The organism is Acidobacteriota bacterium, from assembly GCA_016716905.1.
Classification (GTDB): domain Bacteria; phylum Acidobacteriota; class Vicinamibacteria; order Vicinamibacterales; family SCN-69-37; genus SYFT01.
This window is the reverse complement of sequence record JADJUS010000009.1, coordinates 1-17,630: the sequence shown is the minus strand read 5'-3', so window position 1 is coordinate 17,630 and position 17,630 is coordinate 1. Positions and strand designations below refer to the sequence as shown.

Annotated in this window: 16 protein-coding genes; 6 read left to right on the top strand and 10 right to left on the bottom strand. The window is 65.5% G+C overall.

Going from position 1 to position 17,630, the window contains the following annotated elements; genetic code table 11:
- Positions 1 to 23: 23 nt before the first annotated feature.
- Positions 24 to 1,364, bottom strand: a complete 1,341-nt coding sequence (locus tag IPL75_13345) for a sulfatase-like hydrolase/transferase (GenBank protein MBK9241214.1) — start codon at positions 1,362 to 1,364, stop codon at positions 24 to 26.
- A gap of 79 nt (positions 1,365 to 1,443) precedes the next feature.
- Between IPL75_13345 and IPL75_13340 the strand changes: the two genes are divergently transcribed.
- A complete protein-coding gene (locus IPL75_13340) occupies positions 1,444 to 3,381 on the top strand; it encodes a carboxypeptidase regulatory-like domain-containing protein (GenBank protein ID MBK9241213.1) in 1,938 nt (645 codons plus the stop codon).
- 38 nt (positions 3,382 to 3,419) lie between these two features.
- Here IPL75_13340 and IPL75_13335 read toward each other — a convergent pair whose 3' ends face one another.
- Positions 3,420 to 6,374 carry a S9 family peptidase gene (locus IPL75_13335; GenBank protein MBK9241212.1) on the bottom strand — a complete coding sequence of 985 codons (2,955 nt, stop codon included), beginning with the start codon at positions 6,372 to 6,374 and terminating at the stop codon, positions 3,420 to 3,422.
- 207 nt (positions 6,375 to 6,581) lie between these two features.
- Between IPL75_13335 and IPL75_13330 the strand changes: the two genes are divergently transcribed.
- The gene (locus IPL75_13330; protein ID MBK9241211.1) at positions 6,582 to 8,978 is read left to right on the top strand and encodes an ABC transporter permease; all 2,397 of its coding nucleotides are present in this window, start codon (positions 6,582 to 6,584) and stop codon (positions 8,976 to 8,978) included.
- On the opposite strand, the gene IPL75_13325 is transcribed toward IPL75_13330, so the two are convergent.
- The 7 genes from IPL75_13325 to IPL75_13295 form a co-directional block, all read right to left on the bottom strand.
- Positions 8,964 to 9,176 carry a DUF4126 domain-containing protein gene (locus IPL75_13325; protein ID MBK9241210.1) on the bottom strand — a complete coding sequence of 71 codons (213 nt, stop codon included), beginning with the start codon at positions 9,174 to 9,176 and terminating at the stop codon, positions 8,964 to 8,966. The genes IPL75_13330 and IPL75_13325 overlap by 15 nt on opposite strands.
- Positions 9,125 to 9,550 carry a DUF4126 domain-containing protein gene (locus IPL75_13320; GenBank protein MBK9241209.1) on the bottom strand — a complete coding sequence of 142 codons (426 nt, stop codon included), beginning with the start codon at positions 9,548 to 9,550 and terminating at the stop codon, positions 9,125 to 9,127. The genes IPL75_13325 and IPL75_13320 overlap by 52 nt, the downstream gene beginning before the upstream one ends.
- Positions 9,551 to 9,559: 9 nt before the next feature.
- Positions 9,560 to 9,901: a hypothetical protein gene (locus tag IPL75_13315; GenBank protein ID MBK9241208.1), complete on the bottom strand. Its 342-nt coding sequence runs from the start codon at positions 9,899 to 9,901 to the stop codon at positions 9,560 to 9,562.
- Positions 9,898 to 11,688, bottom strand: coding sequence for a HEAT repeat domain-containing protein (locus IPL75_13310; protein ID MBK9241207.1), 1,791 nt, complete (start codon positions 11,686 to 11,688; stop codon positions 9,898 to 9,900). The genes IPL75_13315 and IPL75_13310 overlap by 4 nt, the downstream gene beginning before the upstream one ends.
- An 85-nt stretch (positions 11,689 to 11,773) precedes the next feature.
- Entirely contained in the window at positions 11,774 to 12,028 is a 255-nt protein-coding gene (locus tag IPL75_13305; GenBank protein ID MBK9241206.1) for a prolyl oligopeptidase family serine peptidase, read from the bottom strand.
- Positions 11,974 to 13,920, bottom strand: coding sequence for a prolyl oligopeptidase family serine peptidase (locus IPL75_13300; protein MBK9241205.1), 1,947 nt, complete (start codon positions 13,918 to 13,920; stop codon positions 11,974 to 11,976). The genes IPL75_13305 and IPL75_13300 overlap by 55 nt, the downstream gene beginning before the upstream one ends.
- A gap of 247 nt (positions 13,921 to 14,167) precedes the next feature.
- Entirely contained in the window at positions 14,168 to 14,635 is a 468-nt protein-coding gene (locus tag IPL75_13295) for a hypothetical protein (protein MBK9241204.1), read from the bottom strand.
- A gap of 124 nt (positions 14,636 to 14,759) precedes the next feature.
- On the opposite strand from IPL75_13295, the gene IPL75_13290 reads away from it, so the two are divergent.
- Positions 14,760 to 15,335 carry a PadR family transcriptional regulator gene (locus tag IPL75_13290; GenBank protein MBK9241203.1) on the top strand — a complete coding sequence of 192 codons (576 nt, stop codon included), beginning with the start codon at positions 14,760 to 14,762 and terminating at the stop codon, positions 15,333 to 15,335.
- A gap of 21 nt (positions 15,336 to 15,356) precedes the next feature.
- Here the strand turns inward: IPL75_13290 and IPL75_13285 are convergent, their stop codons facing one another.
- The gene (locus IPL75_13285; GenBank protein MBK9241202.1) at positions 15,357 to 15,818 is read right to left on the bottom strand and encodes a hypothetical protein; all 462 of its coding nucleotides are present in this window, start codon (positions 15,816 to 15,818) and stop codon (positions 15,357 to 15,359) included.
- Between the two features lie 93 nt (positions 15,819 to 15,911).
- Here IPL75_13285 and IPL75_13280 point away from each other — a divergent pair, with 93 nt between their 5' ends.
- The 3 genes from IPL75_13280 (at position 15,912) to IPL75_13270 (ending at position 17,436) form a co-directional block, all read left to right on the top strand.
- Positions 15,912 to 16,199, top strand: coding sequence for a hypothetical protein (locus IPL75_13280; GenBank protein ID MBK9241201.1), 288 nt, complete (start codon positions 15,912 to 15,914; stop codon positions 16,197 to 16,199).
- A 423-nt stretch (positions 16,200 to 16,622) separates the two neighbouring features.
- Positions 16,623 to 16,841: a hypothetical protein gene (locus IPL75_13275; GenBank protein ID MBK9241200.1), complete on the top strand. Its 219-nt coding sequence runs from the start codon at positions 16,623 to 16,625 to the stop codon at positions 16,839 to 16,841.
- Between the two features lie 322 nt (positions 16,842 to 17,163).
- Positions 17,164 to 17,436, top strand: coding sequence for a hypothetical protein (locus tag IPL75_13270; GenBank protein ID MBK9241199.1), 273 nt, complete (start codon positions 17,164 to 17,166; stop codon positions 17,434 to 17,436).
- Positions 17,437 to 17,630 lie beyond the last annotated feature (194 nt).

Below are 17,630 nucleotides of genomic sequence, written 5' to 3'. Positions count from 1 at the left end.
GGCCGCGCTACGTGGAGGATTGCTTACCGGTAGCGCTCTTCGAGCGGCGCGGGCGGCAGCATCTGAGACTCCCATGTGGCCAGTCGGCCTCGGAGATCGGTGGCGGCGTCGGCATTTGCCCCGATCAGGTTGGTGCGCTCACCAGGGTCCGCCGCCAAATCAAAGAGGTGCGCTCCCTCCTCGTTTTCCACGTATTTGAGGTCACCGTGGCGCACGGCCTTTTGTTGGCGCCGCTGCGTCACGCGCCAGAACAATGTGCGCGGTATCGAGGGCGCGCCGCCCAGCGCCGGCAGCAGGCTGATGCCGTCGAGCGGCCGCAAAGCCGGTGCGGCGGCCAACGCAGCAAACGTCGCGGTCCAATCCATCGTCACCGCAACCTGATCCGAGTGGCTGGCTGCGGCAATCCGCGCAGGCCAGCGCACGGCGGTTGCGACGCGCAGCCCTCCTTCACCCACGGTCATCTTTGCGTGGCTGAACGGGCCCATATGCGAAAACCGCTCGCCGCCGTTGTCGCTCGTGAACACGAGTAAGGTGTCATTCGACATTCCCGCGGCGTCAAGCGCCGCCAGCACCCGGCCCACGCCGTCATCAAGACTCCGCATCATCGCGGCAAATACTTCTGGCGAGCCTCCGGCCTTCCAGTCGTCCACGGAAGGACGACGGTGATCGGCAGGGCCTTGCCATGGCCAGTGAGGCGCGTTGTATTGGAGGCTGAGAAACAGCGGCGCCTCAGAGCGCGTCGCGATGATTTTTTCCGCGCGCGCGGTGAGCAAGTCGGTCATGTACCCGTCGGTGGTGACCGGTTCGCGGTTGTCGAAAAACAGCGGGCGCCTGTACTCCGAGTCTTCTTTCGTAAAGTAGTCGCCGCCGGCTCCGAGGAATCCGTAGAACTCGTCGAAGCCGTGTTCCAGCGGATGGTAATCAGGCGCCGTGCCAAGGTGCCACTTTCCCACCAGCGCGGTCCGGTAGCCTGCGTCCCTGAGTAGACGCGGCAAGGTCGTTGGGGAAGGCGTCAGTCCGATCGGGTGCGTGGTGAGCGGTTCGTGCAAGCCGGCAGGATCGCGGGCCGGGTAGCGGCCGGTCATCAGCGCCACACGCGTCGGTGAACACACCGGCGCGGCAGAGTACGCCTGACGCAACACCATGCCCTCTCGAGCGATGCGATCGATGTGGGGCGTCGTGTAGGCCGTCGCGCCGGTGAATCCGACGTCACCGTATCCGAGGTCGTCGCACATGACGAGGATGATGTGGGGACGACGGCCCCCTCGGCGCCATCCGCAGCCGGCCAGCGCGCCCCCGGCGGCCAACAGGGTGGAGGCCGCAAGCGCCGATTGGAGAAACTCGCGTCTGGTGGGGCCGCTCATGTCCGGTGGCGGGCATTGTGCCATGGGGTCGCCCAACTTTCCGGCTACACTCGGTGTCCAACCACTGCGGGAGGTTCGGATGCGTCTGAGAACTGGCGTTGTCACGTGTGGCGCCGCGCTTGCCTGTCTGGTCGGCACCGGGGTGAGCGTGCGGAGTCAGCAGCGAGACGCAACGCCGCAACCGAACACCCGGCAGGTGCCCGTGGGCACCGCGTCGATTGTGGGACGGATCGTGGATGCGCAGAGCGGCCAGCCGGTGGCCCAGGCCCGGCTGAATTTGTCCGGCATGACGGCTTTCGGCATGGCGCTGAGCTCGCAGCCTCCAAGCGCTGGCGGCACCGGGCCGGGGCGGTCTGGGGGCGTTTCCGTCGGCATGTCGGTGACCTTGCCGTCCGGCGTTTCAACAAACATCTCCGGCGGCCAGATGACAAATGCCGGCCGTTCGGGCATCACAGACGCGCAGGGCAACTTCGTATTCCGCAACCTCCCGGCCGGCAAATACCAGCTCACCGTGTCGCATCGCTCGTACCTGAACGGCGCCGCCGGTCAGCGCAAGCCGGCGGGCCCTGGGCGACCGTTCGAAGTGGTTGACGGGCAAAAAATCGAACTGGACATCAAGATGGTGCGGGGTGGTGTCGTGACCGGTGCGGTCTTTGACGACAGCGGAGCGCCTCTCGTGAACTCGCGCGTGCAGGTCTGGCGAATGATGCCGTCTGCGAATGGCCCGCGTATGCAGGCGCAGAACTCCACGACCACCGACGACCGCGGCGTCTATCGTATGCACGGCCTGCAGCCAGGCACGTATGCGGTGTCGGCCCAGCCGCAAACGAACTTCGAGAATGACATGGCGCTCGAGGAGGCCGCCCAGATCGATCGCGCCGTAGCGAGCGGTGCGGTGCAACAGGGCACCGCCGGGCAACCGGCGATGGTGCGCATCCCCGCCCCGGCGCAGCGGACGATCACGCAGCCGGCCGGATTCCTGCCGACCTATGCGCCCAGCGCCATCAGCTCTGACGCGGGCACTCGGGTGAGTGTAGTGGGCGGCGATGAACATGCCGGCATCGACATACAGGTGCGCCCACTGCGTGCTTCGACGATCACCGGAATGGTCACCAACATGCCTGCGGCACAGGGAGCGCCGAGCCGGGTCCAGATCATGTCGTACAGCGAACCTTTCACCGGATCGACGAATGGCGCATCAGTCAACCCGGATGGGCGCTTCACGATTTCGAACCTTCAGCCGGGGACCTACACTGTTGTCGCGAGCCTCATCACTCAATCCAACACGCCGTCACCCTCAGGCATCGCGGCGGCCGGCACACCGCAGCCCAGGTTGACTGCGCGCACGACCGTGACCGTGGCCGACGACATGTCCGTTCCAGTCACGCTGGACCTGCGGCCTGGGCGGAGCGTCTCTGGCCAAATGACGGTCGACATGACTCGCCAACAGGCATCCCCACCCACCGTGACGGTTCGAATTCAGAATGCACCAGGCGAGCCGCCGGTGATGGGTGCCCTCCCGACAACACCGGTTGACCCATCCGGACGCTTCACCATTCAGGACGTGCCGCCAGGCCGCTACGTCATCTCGGCATCGCTTCCGGTGCGGTCCGCGCGGCTCGGAGGCGCGGAACTGCTCGACACCTATCTCGATGTGTCGGGAAACGAAGACATCCAGGGCATTCAGGTCCTCGTGTCCGACAGGTCTTCGCAATTGTCAGGTCTGATCACGGCAGGGAGCGACTACGATGCGTCGGAGTACACCGTCATCGTGGCCAGCAGTGACCCCGACCACTGGCGGCCCGGATCCCGGCGGGTGGTGACGACGCGCGCGAACCTGGCGGGCCGGTATACGGTGAGTCTGCCACCCGGTAATTACGTGGTGGGCCTGGTTACAGACTTCGAGTCCGGCATGCAGAACGACGCGGAGTTCCTCAAGGCACTGGTCGCATCGGGTGTCCCGGTCACCATCGGCGATGGTGACCGGGCCACACGCGACCTTCGCGCGGGACGCTGAAGCCCCCGGGACTCCAGGACCCCGGGACTCCTGGACCCCTAGTCCCCTCCGCCGCCGCCTGATCCGGCCGTCGCTTTCTTTTTCTCTTCCTCGCGCACCTTCAGCCGCTGGTCGAGGTTTTCCTGCATCTTGAGGCGCGGCACGCCGTCTTTCCACCAGTCGGGCGCGGGCGCACCCTTGAGGTGGTGGTCGAAGAACTCCTTCATGCGCACCGTGTAGTCCTGCATGTTCGCGGGACGCGCCAGACCGTGGTTCTCACCAGGGTACTCAAGCATGACCACTGGTTTATCGAGCCGGCGCAGGGTGTTGAAGTACTCCACGCCCTGCGTGAAGTCCACGGCGCCGTCCTGATCGTTGTGCAGAATCACGAGCGGCGTCTTCACTTTCGCGGCGTGATACACAGGCGAGTTACGCGTATACGCTTCCCAGTTGGCCCAAGGCCCCGTGGTGAAGCGGCCCTGGCTGCTCTCGAAGATGGAGCCGTTGGTGCCGCCGCTGTTTTTGTAGATGATGCTGTACATGCTGATCATGTTGGTCAGCGGCGCGCCGGCGATGGCCGCAGCAAACACATCCGACTGCGTGATCGTGAACGCCGTCTGGTACCCACCCCACGAGTGGCCGTGCAGGCCCACGCGCTTCGGATCCACCACACCAGTCGCCACCGCCGCCTTGACGGCCGCCGGCAGCGTCCACGCGGCCGACATGCCCGGGTCGTTGATGTAGTACTTGATGTCGGGCTGCAGCACCGCGTACCCGTTGCTGGTGTACGCCTGGCGGCTGAAGCCGTTGGTCGTCGGCCGGCCGTACTGGTTGTGCCCCTGCGTCAGGCGCTCGTAGATGTACACGATCGTCGGGTACGACTTGCCCTTCTCGTAGTTGGCGGGCAGGTAGAGCGACGCCTGCAGGCGCTCGCCCTTGTCGTTCTTGAATTCGATGAGCTGGGCGCCAGCCGACCACGCCAGTGATTCCGCTGCGGGCGCCATGTCCACGATCTTGCGGCCAGCCGTCAGTGTTGCATCCGTCACGTACACCTGTGGCGCCACCGTGGGAGTCTCCTTGCGGTAGAGCCAGGTGTCGCCCTTCTCGGCCTTCTGCAGGCCCGTGATCGACGCGTCTTCCCACAGCAGCATCTTGAGGCCGGTCTTGCCAGGCTCGAGGATGCCGTAGCCGGCGCGCTTGGTCCACTCGCCCATCACCGAGAAGTACTGCGGCTTGGACAGATCGATGCCGCGCTCGTTCTGGTAGATCCCGGGCACGCGGCCCTGGTAGCGAATGGAATCTCTCTTGCCGTTGACCGTGAGGTTGACAGCCGCTTCATTTGCAGCCACCGGCACCTTCCAGATGTCCCAGCGATCCGAGATCAGGATGTACTGGTTGTCGGACGTCCAGCCCATCGCCTGCGTCGGGGGATCGATGATGTTGTGGTCGTCTTCAATGTTGATGAACGACGTCGGCACTTTCTCCGTGATGTTGCGCGTGGCGCCGGTGGCCACGTCGAACACATGGAAGTGCTTGTTCTCGTAGTAGAGGTACTTCGTGGTGTCCGGCGACGCCGTGTTGGTCCAGCGCAGGTTCTTCTTCACCACGGTCTTGCGTCCGGTCTTCGTATCGATCGCGTAGACGTCGCGGAAGCTCTGGCCGTTGAGGTTGGCCATTAATTCGTACGCGGCATCACTCGTGCCGATGGCCCACTGGCCACGCCCCGTGATCTGGATGTCGGGCACCTCATCGTCGGCAATGCGAATCATTTTGTTTTCGCCGGGCCGATACATCGTCACGTAGTTGAAGCTGCGGTCCTGGTTTTCCTGGACGCGCTGCGCCGACTGCAGGCGCGGATCTTTGTAGTGCCACACCACAAGGTTGGGCCTGGCGTCGGGATCCGGAGTCGCGGCCGGGCCTGCGCCGCGAGCACCCGGTTCGGCCGCATCGGCGCCCTCGGCAGGCGCCGCGTTGCCGCGGCCCGCTGGACGCGGCACCTTCGTGAGTTCGGCAATGCCGAAGATCAGGGCGTCGCGGTTTTCGGTCCACGTGGGCGCGCGGTTGCCGCTGATCGACATCTCGGCAGGGAACGTCTTGTCCTGCTTCGGGTCGTACACCACTTTTTTCGGGGCTCCGCTGCCAAAGCCCGTGAAGCCCATGACTGAGAACAGCCGCTCACGATAGGCGCGGTCGTCGGTGCCCTTGAGCATCGAAATCGCATCGCCTTCCTGCGTCCAGGCCATGCGCTCGTAAAACGCCTTGTCGGTTTCGAGCGAGGTGATCGTGCCGGCCGACATGTCGCGAATCTGCAGACCGTTGCCCGCCTGGTCGGCAGCGTCAATGTTCAACGCCAGGTATTTGCCGGACTTGTTGAAGCCAAACTCAAACACGTTGCCGACGTTCAGCTCAGTGCCGGTCTTCAGTTCACGGAGGATCATGTCTGTGCCGCGCGGTCGCGTGTCGCGCGGTGCGTCGGCGGCCGGCGCAGGGCCCGCGCCACGGCCCGCTGGCGCCGCACCTGCGCCAGCGGCGGCGTCTGGACCGTACCGATGCATCGCAATCCAGCCGCCCGTTTCACCGTTGAAGGCGAAGCGGCGCACTTTGGGCACGCTCACCTTTTCACCGTTCGACAGGTTCACGATGAGCGCCGACGTCTGAATCGGCCGCCGCGCGCGGCGAGCCGCCTCGGCCTCCTGCCGGGTCAGCGACGTGGACGTCGCAAACCACATCGAGTCGTCAGAGAACGACATCGGGCCCGCGCCTTCCCCAGCCGGGAACTTCCATTCCTGCGCGCCTGATGTGCTGCGCACAATCACCTCGCTGTTGCCTTCGAGCGGCGCCACACGATAGGCGAACCACTTGCCGTCGGGCGAGAGACTTGCCGTGCTCATGGCGCGGAACGACAGGATGTCGTCGAGCGACATGGCACGTTTGCTGGTGTTCTGTGCCGAAACGGGCACGAACACAACAGCCAAAAACACCAAGGGAAGAACGAGAACGACGCGGCGGCGCATCCGTTTCATGACTGGACCTCCAAAAAGACGTTCGAGACGGGAAACCGGTGGAATGGTAACAGTACGCGGGGTGGGTTTTCCGCCGGACGCGGACTTTCTCCCAGTGTTCGCGGACCCACAGCGATCGATCACGCCACTTCCGCCGCACTCCGACTTTACGGTGCGGCCCCCAATTTGCATTCATAGAAGTACGCTTCAGGAGGGCTCATGCTTCGCAACATCCGCGCCGGTTTCAGGGGATTGGCGTTGCAACCGGCAGCCACAGCCGCGGCCATTCTCACGCTGGGCCTCGCGATTGGGGCGCAGGCCACAATTCTCAGCGTGGTGGACGGCTTGTGGTTCCGGCCCCCGGGTGTCCCAGCCGCGAGCCGGTTACTGCGCGTCTTCGCGGTTTCCGAAAACGAACAACACGGCCGTTGGTCCTATCCTGAGGTGCTCGACCTGCAGCGGGCCGTGGCTTCCAGTCAGCTTGTCGTGCGGGGCTCCCGGGGCACGCTCGTTGAAGACCCCTCCGGGACACCGGCCCTGGCGCTCGTCAACGTCGTATCGGATGACTTCTTTCAGGCGCTCGGCGCGAGCGCGGCCCACGGCCGGCTCTTCGTGGCACCCGAGACTGCGCCAGTCGTGGTTCTCGGTCACAAGTACTGGCAGACCCGGTTCGGTGGCGACCCTGCCGTGGTTGGGCGCACGCTCCGGCTTGGAGGCACGGGCGAAGTGGCGGTCACGATCCAGGGCGTACTGGCCGCGTCGTTCCGCGATCTGGAAGCCGCAAACGATCGCGACGTGTGGATGCCGCAAGCCACCTGGGTGCAACTGGCCGGCCGACGTGAGTTCGATGACAGGAAATCGCGGTGGCTGGAGGCCTTTGCCGTCAGGCGTGCCGGCGTCTCTGTGAGCCTCGCCAGCACCGAGATTCTTCAAGCCGTGAACAACATGGAGCAGGCGCACCCGGAGCCTACCGGCGCCCGACGAACCCGAGTGGTCTCCGAGAGCACGTATCGATTCGAGACCGGCGGCGCAAATGCCATCGCATTGCTGGCTCTTGTGGGCGCCGTGGTGCTCATCACATGCGTCAATGTCGCGCTGCTGCAGGTGGCACGCGTCATGGCGCGTCAACAGGATCTCGCCGTGTGTGTCGCGCTCGGCGCAACCCGCCGGAAGTTGCTCGGGCCCTTGCTGGCTGAAGCCGCGTGGATGGGCGCGGGAGGCGCGGTGGTCGGACTGCTCAGCGGCACAGCGCTCATCCGGACCATTCCCAGGATCCTGACGCCCGCGCCCGGCTTTCGCGACTTCATGCTCATCACGCTCGACGGACGGGTGGTGGTCGCAACCCTGGGAGTGGCGATCATTACGACGATGTTGTTCACGCTCGGCCCGGCCTGGATCACGCTGCGGTCAGACTTCGTCGGTATCACCGGACGCGGCGCAACCGAACTGCATCGCCGGAGCCGCGGCCACCTGCTCGTGGTGACGCAGGTGGCCTGTGCGTTTGTCCTGCTCGCAGCCGCGGGCGTTCTGGCGCGCAGCCTGTGGGCCGCCAGGGAAGGCGACTTCGGCCTGACCCGGCGTCCGGTACTCACCGCGTGGGTGCCCACCGAACTCTCGCGTACGATGGGTGATGCCGCGCTGCTCAGGCTGCGGGCGCTGCCGGGCGTGGCGGACGTGGCCGTAGCCATTCGTGCGCCCCTCTCGCTCTCAGTGGGCGGGCGAGCCAGGGCGATGTGGATTCCGGAGACCCGTGACGCCTCTGAAGATGACCTTCCGGTCATCAAGGGCAATGCCGTCAGCGCCAACTACTTCGCGCTGATGGGCACACGAATCGTCAGCGGCCGCCCGTTCGCCGAGGACGAATTGCACGGCACCGGCGCGCCGGCAGTGGTCGTGAATGAGGCGTTCGCGCAGCGGTACTTCCGGGGGCGAGGTGCGGTCGGCGCCATCGTCCACCCGGGTGGGGCCGATCAGCCCGCGCACCGCGTCGTCGGCGTTGCCCAGGACGCGGCCGTGAGCGGCATCGGGGAACCCGCAGAGCCGTACTTCTACGAGTCGTTTTGGGACACGCCGGCTGGTGAGACCACATTCCTCATCCTGCCCAGCCTGGGTGCGGTCGTGCAGCCCGCGACTGTCCGCGAGGCCTTGATGGAAGTGGACCCACAGCTTGAGCCGCGACGCATGGTGGCGATGGATGACTACTTCCGTTATGCCACGCGTGAATACCGCGCCATGGCGGTCCTGGCCTTCGCACTCGGCGTACTTGGTTTGCTGCTGTCGATGACGGGCGTGTACGGTGTGATGGCGTACCGAACGGCGCAGCGGTCGCGCGAGTGGGCCATCCGTGCGGCGCTTGGGGCCATGCGGCGGCAACTGGTCCAGACGGTGCTGGCCGAAGGTGCCGGCATCGCGGCTGTCGGCATCGGCCTGGGGCTCATCCTTGCGCTGTGGACGAACCACTGGCTGGGGTCGTTGCTGCTTGGCGTTCACCCGTGGGATCCGGCGTCGCTCCTGGTCGCGGCTGCGGGTGTGGCCGCAGCGATTCTCCTCGCCACCCTGGTGCCCGCGTGGCGCGCCGCCAGAGTGAATCCCAACCTGGCGCTACGCGACGCGTGACCCGGTCAACGTTCTGAGCCGGCGCAGAATCCATCGCACGATGAACATGATCGTGACGAGCATCACGAGTACCATCGCAGCCGCCACATAGGGATACTGCGTGGCGAACCACACGAGGATCAGTGCTGCGCCATCTTCGGCGAGGCTCAAGCCGATGTTTGACGCCGGCTCCGGTGATGCGCTGACCGCCGCACGCATCGTGGTTTTCCCGAATGCGCCAGAAGCGCGAGCGCGGAGCCCGCAGCGCCGGCCGCCAGTTGCCAACCCGGGTCGAGCTGCGGCAACGCGCCATAGGCCAGCAAACCCGCGACTGGCACGCGAACGAATGTCTGGAGGACATTCCAGACCAAATCGACCAGCGGCACTTTGTCCGCCACGAACTCGATGACAAACATCGCGAGGCAGGCGCCGATCACCCACCAACTCTGGACAATGCCCAGGTCACCGGGCAGCACCACAAGCCCGGCGCGCGACACCAACCCGAGCGCCGCAACGGTGCCGTACACGTTCAGGCCTGCGGCAAAACATACGGCCACAAGAAAAGCCGCGACGTGTTCAGGGGACGTCAGCACACCGACATATTACAAGCGTGATGCCGGGTCTGAAGACCCGGCCTCCGAAGAGCGTTCGACCTTCAGGTAGATGGGACCCACGCCGAGCGTGGCCACCAGTGCGTAGGTGCCCCACCCGGCGCGGTTCGTCACGAGGAAGCGGGCGTGTTCGCCGGGCTTCAAATCGATCAGGACGTTCTTCCAGACGAGGGTGTTGTGCAGCCGCATGCGGTGCTCGCCTGCGGCCACGTCCTTCGTCACGCTCTGGCCGTTGACCAGCACCGCGAACGGCTCACCGTCGAGCGTGACAAAGATCTGTCGGATGCCGATATCGTCGGGCGACTGCCGCGCGACCGTGATGGTGGCGTTCACCTCACCATCCGCGCCGCCGTGACCGCATCACCCATGTCGAGATGATCGACCACGTCCATGCCGCGCACCACGCGACCAAGTGCCGTGAAGTCGCCCTCGTTGTGTGGCTGTGGCGTGCTGCCCAGCGTGTAGCCCGCCCTGCCGGTATCGAGGCCGGACGACGCCCATGCGAGATTGCCTCGGGTCAGCCCCAATCGGCTCACCTCGTCGCGCAGCCGATTGGCGCCGCGAATGGTGGCCTGCTGCGCCACAAAGTTCGGCACCACACGACTGAACACCGTGCCGACAATGGCGCCTGACTCGGTGAGGCGGACAAACTCCTCCATGCCGAGCGGCGATTCGCCGGGGTAGAGCTCCAGCTCGATTTCACCCTTCGGCGTGGTCCACACCGCGCGGGGCGCGGGAGCGCCGTTATACGCAGGCACAATCCAGCGTTCGACAATGGCGCGATAGTCGGCATCGGTGGGCGCAGGCACGGGGTGTGCCGGCGCAGCTGCACCGCCCTGGCGTCCGCCAGCCGCGGGGGCAGCCGGGATGAGCAGGTCCTTCATGGTCGGGTCGGTGGCCAACTGGTCCAGGAACTGCTGGCCGATCGGGCCCATGCGCCGCAGCGCCTGGGTGGCTGATGTGCGAATCGCCAGACTCGGGTCGCGCAACAGCGTGGCGGCGGCGTCGAGCGCCAACGGCGGCGCGAGCTGTGTGAGCGGCGTGAACGCCGTGAGGCGCAGCGCGGCGGGCTTCGACGACGCCGTCGCGGCGGCCAGCCGCGGCGCTACCTGGCCCACGCGACCCTTGTGTCGGCCGAGAAGTTCGGCGGCCGATACTGACAGCCACGTATCCGGGTCTTCGAGCGCGGCCAACACCACACCAAACGACTCCTCATCGTCGTACCCGTCGAGCGCGCGCAGGGCTTCAGTGCGCACGCGCCGGTCAGTGTCTTTCGTGCCGGCGCGCAGTCGTGCTGCGGTCGCCGCGCGATCGACGACGACAGCGGCTGGCTCGACGGGCGGTGCCGTTCCCGGTGGCGGCGTCGACGTTGGCGCAGGCGGCAGAGCCAGTCCGCGCATAGCCCAGAATCTGACGTCAGGTGACGCATCCTCACTGAGTTTCAGCAGGTGCGGCACGGCGGCTGGATTGCGCGGGCGGAACAGGGCCCATGCGGCGCGCCACCGGACTTCGGGGCTCGTCGTCGGAGTCGTCCACTTGACGATCGGCGCGAGGTCTTCGCGAGTTGTATAACGCCCCATCGACAGGAGCGCCTCACCCACCACCCCCTCTGTGGCAGCCCCACGGGTGGCGTTGGTCAGATACTGGGCCAGCGCCTTCCAGGCTTCTGGCGTCCTGATCTTGCCAAGACCCCGCGCGGCCTCAAACGCCACGCCCGTGTTGGGGTTGGCCAGAAGCATCTGTGCCAGCCAGGCGACACCCGCAGGGTCCTTCAGTTGCCCGGTCGCGAAGGCGACGGTTGCGACGATTTCCGGGTTCTCGTCACGCCGCAGCGGTTGGAGCAACACCCCTCCACGCGGGTCGGCGATGCGGCCAACGGCCACCACGGCCCGGCGTTTGACCTCGGGATGTTTCGACTGAAGAAGCCGTGCCAGCGCCACTTCGTCAAACTGCCGTGTGTCTTCGAGCTTCACCAGCAGCGCGATATCAACGATGTCCACCTCTGCCAGAGGCGGCCGCTGGTTCGCAGCCGTGCCCGGCAGTTGGACTGCTTCCCGCGCACCGCCGCAGCCCCCGAGCGCGACGATGGCGAGAAGCAGGCCGATTCGAGTTCGTGTCATGTCACATCATTTCTTGTTGAGGAAGGGCACGCCGTCGGTCATCCACTTCGGCGCGGGCGTCCCCTTGAGGTAGTGGTCGAAGAACTCAAAGTGCCCGTACCGTCAAGTCTTTGCGGTTGGCCATGCCGCGTAGGCCATGTCCTTCTCCGGGATACGCCAGCATGACCGCGCGTTTGCCGTTGTAGCGCAGGGCGTTGTAGAAGTTCATGCCTTCGGTGAACGAAACCGTCGGGTCTGCCGTGCCATGCATGATGAGAAACGGCGACGGCGCGTCTTTCGCGTGCGTCAGGGCCGACTCGAAGCGGTAGAGCTCGGGATCGTCCCAGGGGAGACGCCCCACCGGCCCTGTCCGTAGATGTAGTAGTCGTTGCCATTGGCGCCGCTGCCGCCGTTCACCTGATACGTCCATCCCCAGCTCTGGCTGAAGTCCGAGGTGAGGTCGGTCACGCCGGCGCCCATACCGACGGCGGCGAACATCTTCGAACGTGTGCCGATGAACGCGGCGCCTTCACCGCCGTAGCTGTGCCCGTGCACACCGATACGCTTCGGGTCGGCATACCCCATCTCGATGACCTTCTTCACAGCGGCTTCCACGCATTCCAGCATGTCGCTGTGCGACGAGCCGGTCCTGAAGTGAATGTCGGGCAACATCGTGATGTAGCCCTGGCTCACCGCCTGAATCGGCATGGAGCCCATGCCGGTGAGATATGACGGTGCGCTGTGCGATGCATGTTCTGCGAGTTCTTCTCGTAGAACGTCACGATCATTGGCCGCTTCTCGCCCGTCTTGTAGTCGTCGGGGGAGCGCGAGTATGCCCTGCAGCCTCACGCCGTCGCGGTTTTTGTAGTCAAACAACACGCGGCGTCCCCACTGGTACTCGGCCTGCTGGGGATTGATATCGGTGATCTTCTTCGCGTCCTTGAAGTTGGGACCGGACACGCGAAGGTCGGGAAACTCCGTGAATGTCTGGCGCGTGAACAGAAAGGTGTCGGCCTTGGCGGCTTTGGCCGGAGTGCTGAACGCGGCGTCTTCAAAGACCACCTCTTTCAGTGAGCCGTCGGGCGTCAGTTCGTAGAAGCCAGCCTTCTTCGTGTATTCACCATAGGCCGAGAGGGTCAGCGTTTTGCCGAGATCGATCGTGCCGCGCGGTCCCACGGCGAGCGGGTCGATCGGCTCGGTGCGCGCGTACCGGAACCGCACTTCACCTTTGCTGCCCACGCCGTTGGTGATGTTCTTCGGTGCGCCACCGTCGAGCGGAAACTGCCAGAGGTCGTACGATGCTGCACGATGACTGACTTGCCGTCGCTCGGAGTAGCCGGCCAGGCCATACGACGGCTTCGGGCCAGGGTGATCAAACTCCATGTCCACGAAACTCACCGCGCTCGATCCACCGAGCGTGCGGGTGGTGGCAGCATCAAGCTCGTATCCCTGGAACTTGTTGTTTTTCCAATACAGGAAGTGACGTCCATCGGGCGAGATCCCGAACGCGTGGGCGCCGGTCAATTGGTTCTTGAACATGAGCGTGCGCTCGCCGGTGGACGTGTTGACCCGGTAGAAGTCTGCGGCCGGGCGTTTGTAGTCGTGGATGTAGCCGCGCGTATCGCGGCCCACGGCCCAGCGGCCATCCTGCGCCACCTCCAGTTCACGCATCGTCTCGTCGGTCAGCCTGATGACTTTGGCTGCCGGCACATCAAACGCCGTGCGGAAGGTGAAATTCCTGTCGACCTCCGCGCGAATCATCTGCTGCGACTGGATGCGTTCGTCCACGCTGTTCCAGACGTCCACGTTGGCGAGGTCGTCGGTGCTGCGCCTCGTCGCCGCGTCGGCCGTCTCCACCTGTTCCTTGATCCCGAAAAACACGCGCTTGTTGTCGTGGCTCCACGCGAGGGGGCGCGATCGCTCACAACCCAATCTTTCGGGAAATCCGCTGCCTTGGCGGGGTCCAGCATCACTGGCACCCCACGGCGTCACCGAGGGCGGCCTGCACTGCCGGTACGCCACAAGCACATTACTGCGCTCGCGCATCTTCTCCACATCGGCGCCCTTGAGCACTGCCAGGGCGGCGCCATCGTCGCTCCACGTCAGCCGGTTGTAGGACTGGGCGTCGTTGTCCAGTGTGGTGATGCGCCCGCTCCGGGTGTCGAACACAAACAGGCCGTTGCCATCTTTGACTGTGGCGTCCACGGTGTAGGCGAGCAGATCACCAGGGCGGTTAAACGAGATGTCACCCACGCTCCCCAGGAGCTGATCGCGCCGGTGGTGAGGTTGTGCAGGACGACGTCCACGCCTCTGGGCCCGGCCGGAGCGGCGGCGGCACCAGCTGCCGGCGCGGCCGGAGCCGCGGCTTCGGCGCCCGCGGCGCCGCGGCCACCAGCCGGCGTGGGCGGCCGCCGGCGCAAAATCAGGTGACTGGAGTTCGCGGCAAATGTGAACGACTGAATGTCCTGCCACGACTTGATCGCGCCCGTCTCGAGGTTTCTCAACTCGACTCGGCGGGGCTGAGCGGGCGGCGTTGCGGCGCCTCGGGCCGCCTGGCCTGCAGGTTCAGCCACGTCCGGGGTCGGCGCCGGGGCCGGTGCGCCTCCGGCAGCGCCGCCTCGGCCTCCCGACCGCCGCGGCCTGCAGCAGGCTCCACCTGATAGGCGAACCACCGGGAGTCGGCCGAAAACGATCCGCCTGCCCCGTTGGCCACTTCGACGTCCTGGTTCGTGGCCAGATTCAACAGGTGAAGCACCGGCTTGGTCTCGGTCGGCGCGGTGTTCGTGAGCGCCACTCCGTACGTCACCCATTTACCGTCGCCGGAAATTTCCCGGCCGCTGATACTGCGCCAGCGCGTGTGGTCTTCGATACCCAACGGCTTCTTGGCGGGCGCCTGCGCGCCCACCGCATAAGCCGAGATGAAGGTGAGAACAAGAACGAGAGCGGTAAATCTGGCGGACTGAGTCACGGGCGTCTCCTCGGCGCCAAATTATAGGTCAAGTCCAGAGTCCAGGGTCCTTCCTCAGCTCCCAGCTCCCCAGTTCCCAGTTCACAACCTTTCACGCTTCCCTTACGTCCAGCTGCTCAGTTAGATGATCTATGGGAGAGGACGCGCCGAATGCCGCCACGGGGACGCACGCCGATTCACGGGGACTTGTTACAGGGGCACGCTGGACCTGTTGATTCTGCAGACGCTGGTGCTGGGCGCCGCGCATGGTCACACCATCGCGCACGCGATTGAGCGCCAATCCGATGATGTGCTCCAGATCGAACATGGCTCGCTCTACCCGGCCCTGCACCGCATTGAAAACAAGAAGTGGATCGCCTCGTTCTGGGGCACGTCAGAGAACAACCGTCGCGCGCGTTACTACCGCCTGACTGCGGCGGGCGGAGCCAATTTAGCGCACCAGACCTCGCGGTGGGAAGCGCTGGTGGGCGCCGTTAACCGCGTCCTTCGCCCGGCGCCAGCCGGGTCCAGTCCGACAAATGAGCTGGTGGCGGTATCCTGCGCGCCCGTTGGGATCGGGAGCGCCGGCGGGAACTCGAGTCGTGCGTGGAGATCGAGACCGACGACAACATCGCGCGCGGCATGTCTCCGGCGGACGCCCGAGCAGCCGCGATCAGAAAACTCGGCAATCGCACGCTTGTATCGAGGGTCTACACCATAACACGCCCGGCTGGCTCGACACCTACTGGCGCGATCTCCGGTATGGCGCGAGTGCTGCGGGCACCGCCTTTTCACGATCGTCGCTGTCCTGTCGCTCACCCTCGGTGTGGGAGCCAATACGGCGATCTTCCAGTTGATCGATACCGTGCGCCTGCGCACGTTGCCGGTGGAGGCGCCGCAGGAACTGGCGCGCATCACCATCGATTCGGGAGACGGCGGTCCGCACCGGCCGGTTCACGTCGCGGTGCTCCCAGTTGACGTACCCGTTATGCGAGCAGGTCCGCGACCAGCAGAAGAGCTTCTCCCTGGCCTTGCCGCTTGGGGACCGGTGGTCCCGGACCTCGCCACCGCAGGCGGATCGCGGCCGGCGCAGGGCCTGTGGGTGAGCGGCCAGCTTCTTCGCCACGCTTGGTGTCACGCCTAGCTGGGCCGCCTGATTGGGCCGGATGAGGATCGGCGGAATGCCCGACACCGCCGCCGTCATCAGTTATCCGTTCTGGCAGCGGGAATACGCGGGACGCCCCGACGTGATCTGTCAGACCTTCGCCTGGACGGCCATGCGTTTGAAATCGCCGGTGTGACTCCGGCATCGTTTTTCGGCGTAGAGGTCGGGCGCCAGTTCGATGTGGCGCTGCCACTCTGTACCGAGCGCCCAGTGCGCGGGCTCGCGCGGTCGGCGCTGGACTCCGGTGACTGGTGGTGGCTCGCTGGGTTCGGCCGGCTGAAACCGGGTATCACCGTCCAGCACGCGGAAGCCGAACTCAGGACCCTGTCAGCGCCGATCTTCGCCGCGACGCTCCCCACGGGATACGTGACTCGTGATGCCGACAACTCAAGAAGTTCGTCCTCAAGGCGGGACCGGTAGACAAAAGGCTTTTCCGCATTGCGCGGCGACTGTGGCACGCCACTCCTGCTATTGCTGGGTCTGGCCGGCTGGTGCTGCTCATCGCCTGCAGGAATCTGGCCAGCTTGATGCTCGCCCGCGCCAGCTCAGGGAACGAAACCAGCGGTGCGCCTGGCCATCGGCGCATCGCGCTGGGCGCTCGTGCGGCGGTTGATGTCTGAAAGCCTGATCGTGGCCGCCGCCGGGAGCGATCTGTAGCGCGTGGCCCAGCCCGCAGCGAGCGCCAACCTCCTCCTCTCCTTCTGAGCACCCACAAAACCCATTGATGCTGGACCTGACGCAGAACTGGCGGGTGCTCGGTTTCACGAGCGGGCTGGCCATCCTGACCTGCCTCCTGTTCGGCCTCGTGCCGCCGTTCGAGCGACGCGCGCGGCGGTCAACGCCATGCGCGCCAGCGGACGAGGGCTCACCGACGGTCGTGGCCGCTTCACGCTTCGTCGGGCACTCGTCATCGGCCAACTGGCGGTCTCGCTGGTCCTGCTGGTCGGCGCCCTGCTGTTCGTGCGGACGTTTCAGAATCTGGCGACGGTGGACGTCGGCTTCCCGACCGCAGGCATCGTGGCCGCAGACTTCGACTTCCGCCGCGCCAACATTTGCGCCTGAAGGACAGCGCAATTTCAGCGGTCATTGCTGGAGCGGATCAAGGCCATGCCCGGCATCACGGGCGCCACCGGTCAGCATTGTGCCTGTGAGTGGAGGCGGCTGGAACCAAGGGGCTTGGTCATCGACGGAAACCCCGGGAGGTTATCCCAATGTGAATCAGGTCGGTGGCGAATACTTTCCGGGTTACTCGATATTCCGTTGCTCAACGGACGCACATTCAACGGCCAGGACACGCCAACCTCGCCCAAGGTGGCCGTGGTGACTGCCGCGTTTGTCGAGCGCTACCTGCAAGGGCGCGATCCGATTGGACGGGTCTTCCACTTTGAAAGCGTCGGTCGGGGAACCGAACCTGGCGATGCACGTGGTGGGCGTCGTGGCCGATACCAAGTACGCGACGTCCGGACGGAGAACAGTCCTCGTGTTCCTCGCGTGCTCGCGGGACCCTGCCCCGTGCCTCGCTCACCACCTTGGTCGGATGGCGAGCCCCGACGCAAACATCACTCGCGAAGCGGCGGCCTGGCAGGCCGGAGTCAGCAACAACATGCTGGTGACTGCGGCCTACGGAACGCGAGATGGCGGAGGCACTGGGGCGTGAGCGACTGATGGCGATGTTGTCGGGCTTCTTCGGCGGACTGGCGCTCTCACGGCAGCAGTCGGACTCTACGGCGTGATGTCTACATGGTGCAGCAGCGCCGGCAGGAGATCAGGATTCGCATGGCGCTCGGCGCGGGCCGCGGGCAGGTCCTGCGCGTAGTGCTGCGCAGATCGGCGGTGCTCGTGACGGTCAGG

What these genes read in the sequence shown, in the direction of transcription:
- IPL75_13345 (MBK9241214.1), bottom strand. Translation starts at nt 1,364, where the DNA reads ATGAGCGGCCCCACCAGACGCGAGTTTCTCCAATCGGCGCTTGCGGCC.
- IPL75_13340 (MBK9241213.1), top strand. Translation starts at nt 1,444, where the DNA reads ATGCGTCTGAGAACTGGCGTTGTCACGTGTGGCGCCGCGCTTGCCTGT.
- IPL75_13335 (MBK9241212.1), bottom strand. Translation starts at nt 6,374, where the DNA reads ATGCGCCGCCGCGTCGTTCTCGTTCTTCCCTTGGTGTTTTTGGCTGTT.
- IPL75_13330 (MBK9241211.1), top strand. Translation starts at nt 6,582, where the DNA reads ATGCTTCGCAACATCCGCGCCGGTTTCAGGGGATTGGCGTTGCAACCG.
- IPL75_13325 (MBK9241210.1), bottom strand. Translation starts at nt 9,176, where the DNA reads ATGCGTGCGGCGGTCAGCGCATCACCGGAGCCGGCGTCAAACATCGGC.
- IPL75_13310 (MBK9241207.1), bottom strand. Translation starts at nt 11,688, where the DNA reads ATGACACGAACTCGAATCGGCCTGCTTCTCGCCATCGTCGCGCTCGGG.
- IPL75_13290 (MBK9241203.1), top strand. Translation starts at nt 14,760, where the DNA reads ATGATCTATGGGAGAGGACGCGCCGAATGCCGCCACGGGGACGCACGC.
- IPL75_13285 (MBK9241202.1), bottom strand. Translation starts at nt 15,818, where the DNA reads ATGACGGCGGCGGTGTCGGGCATTCCGCCGATCCTCATCCGGCCCAAT.
- IPL75_13275 (MBK9241200.1), top strand. Translation starts at nt 16,623, where the DNA reads ATGCGCGCCAGCGGACGAGGGCTCACCGACGGTCGTGGCCGCTTCACG.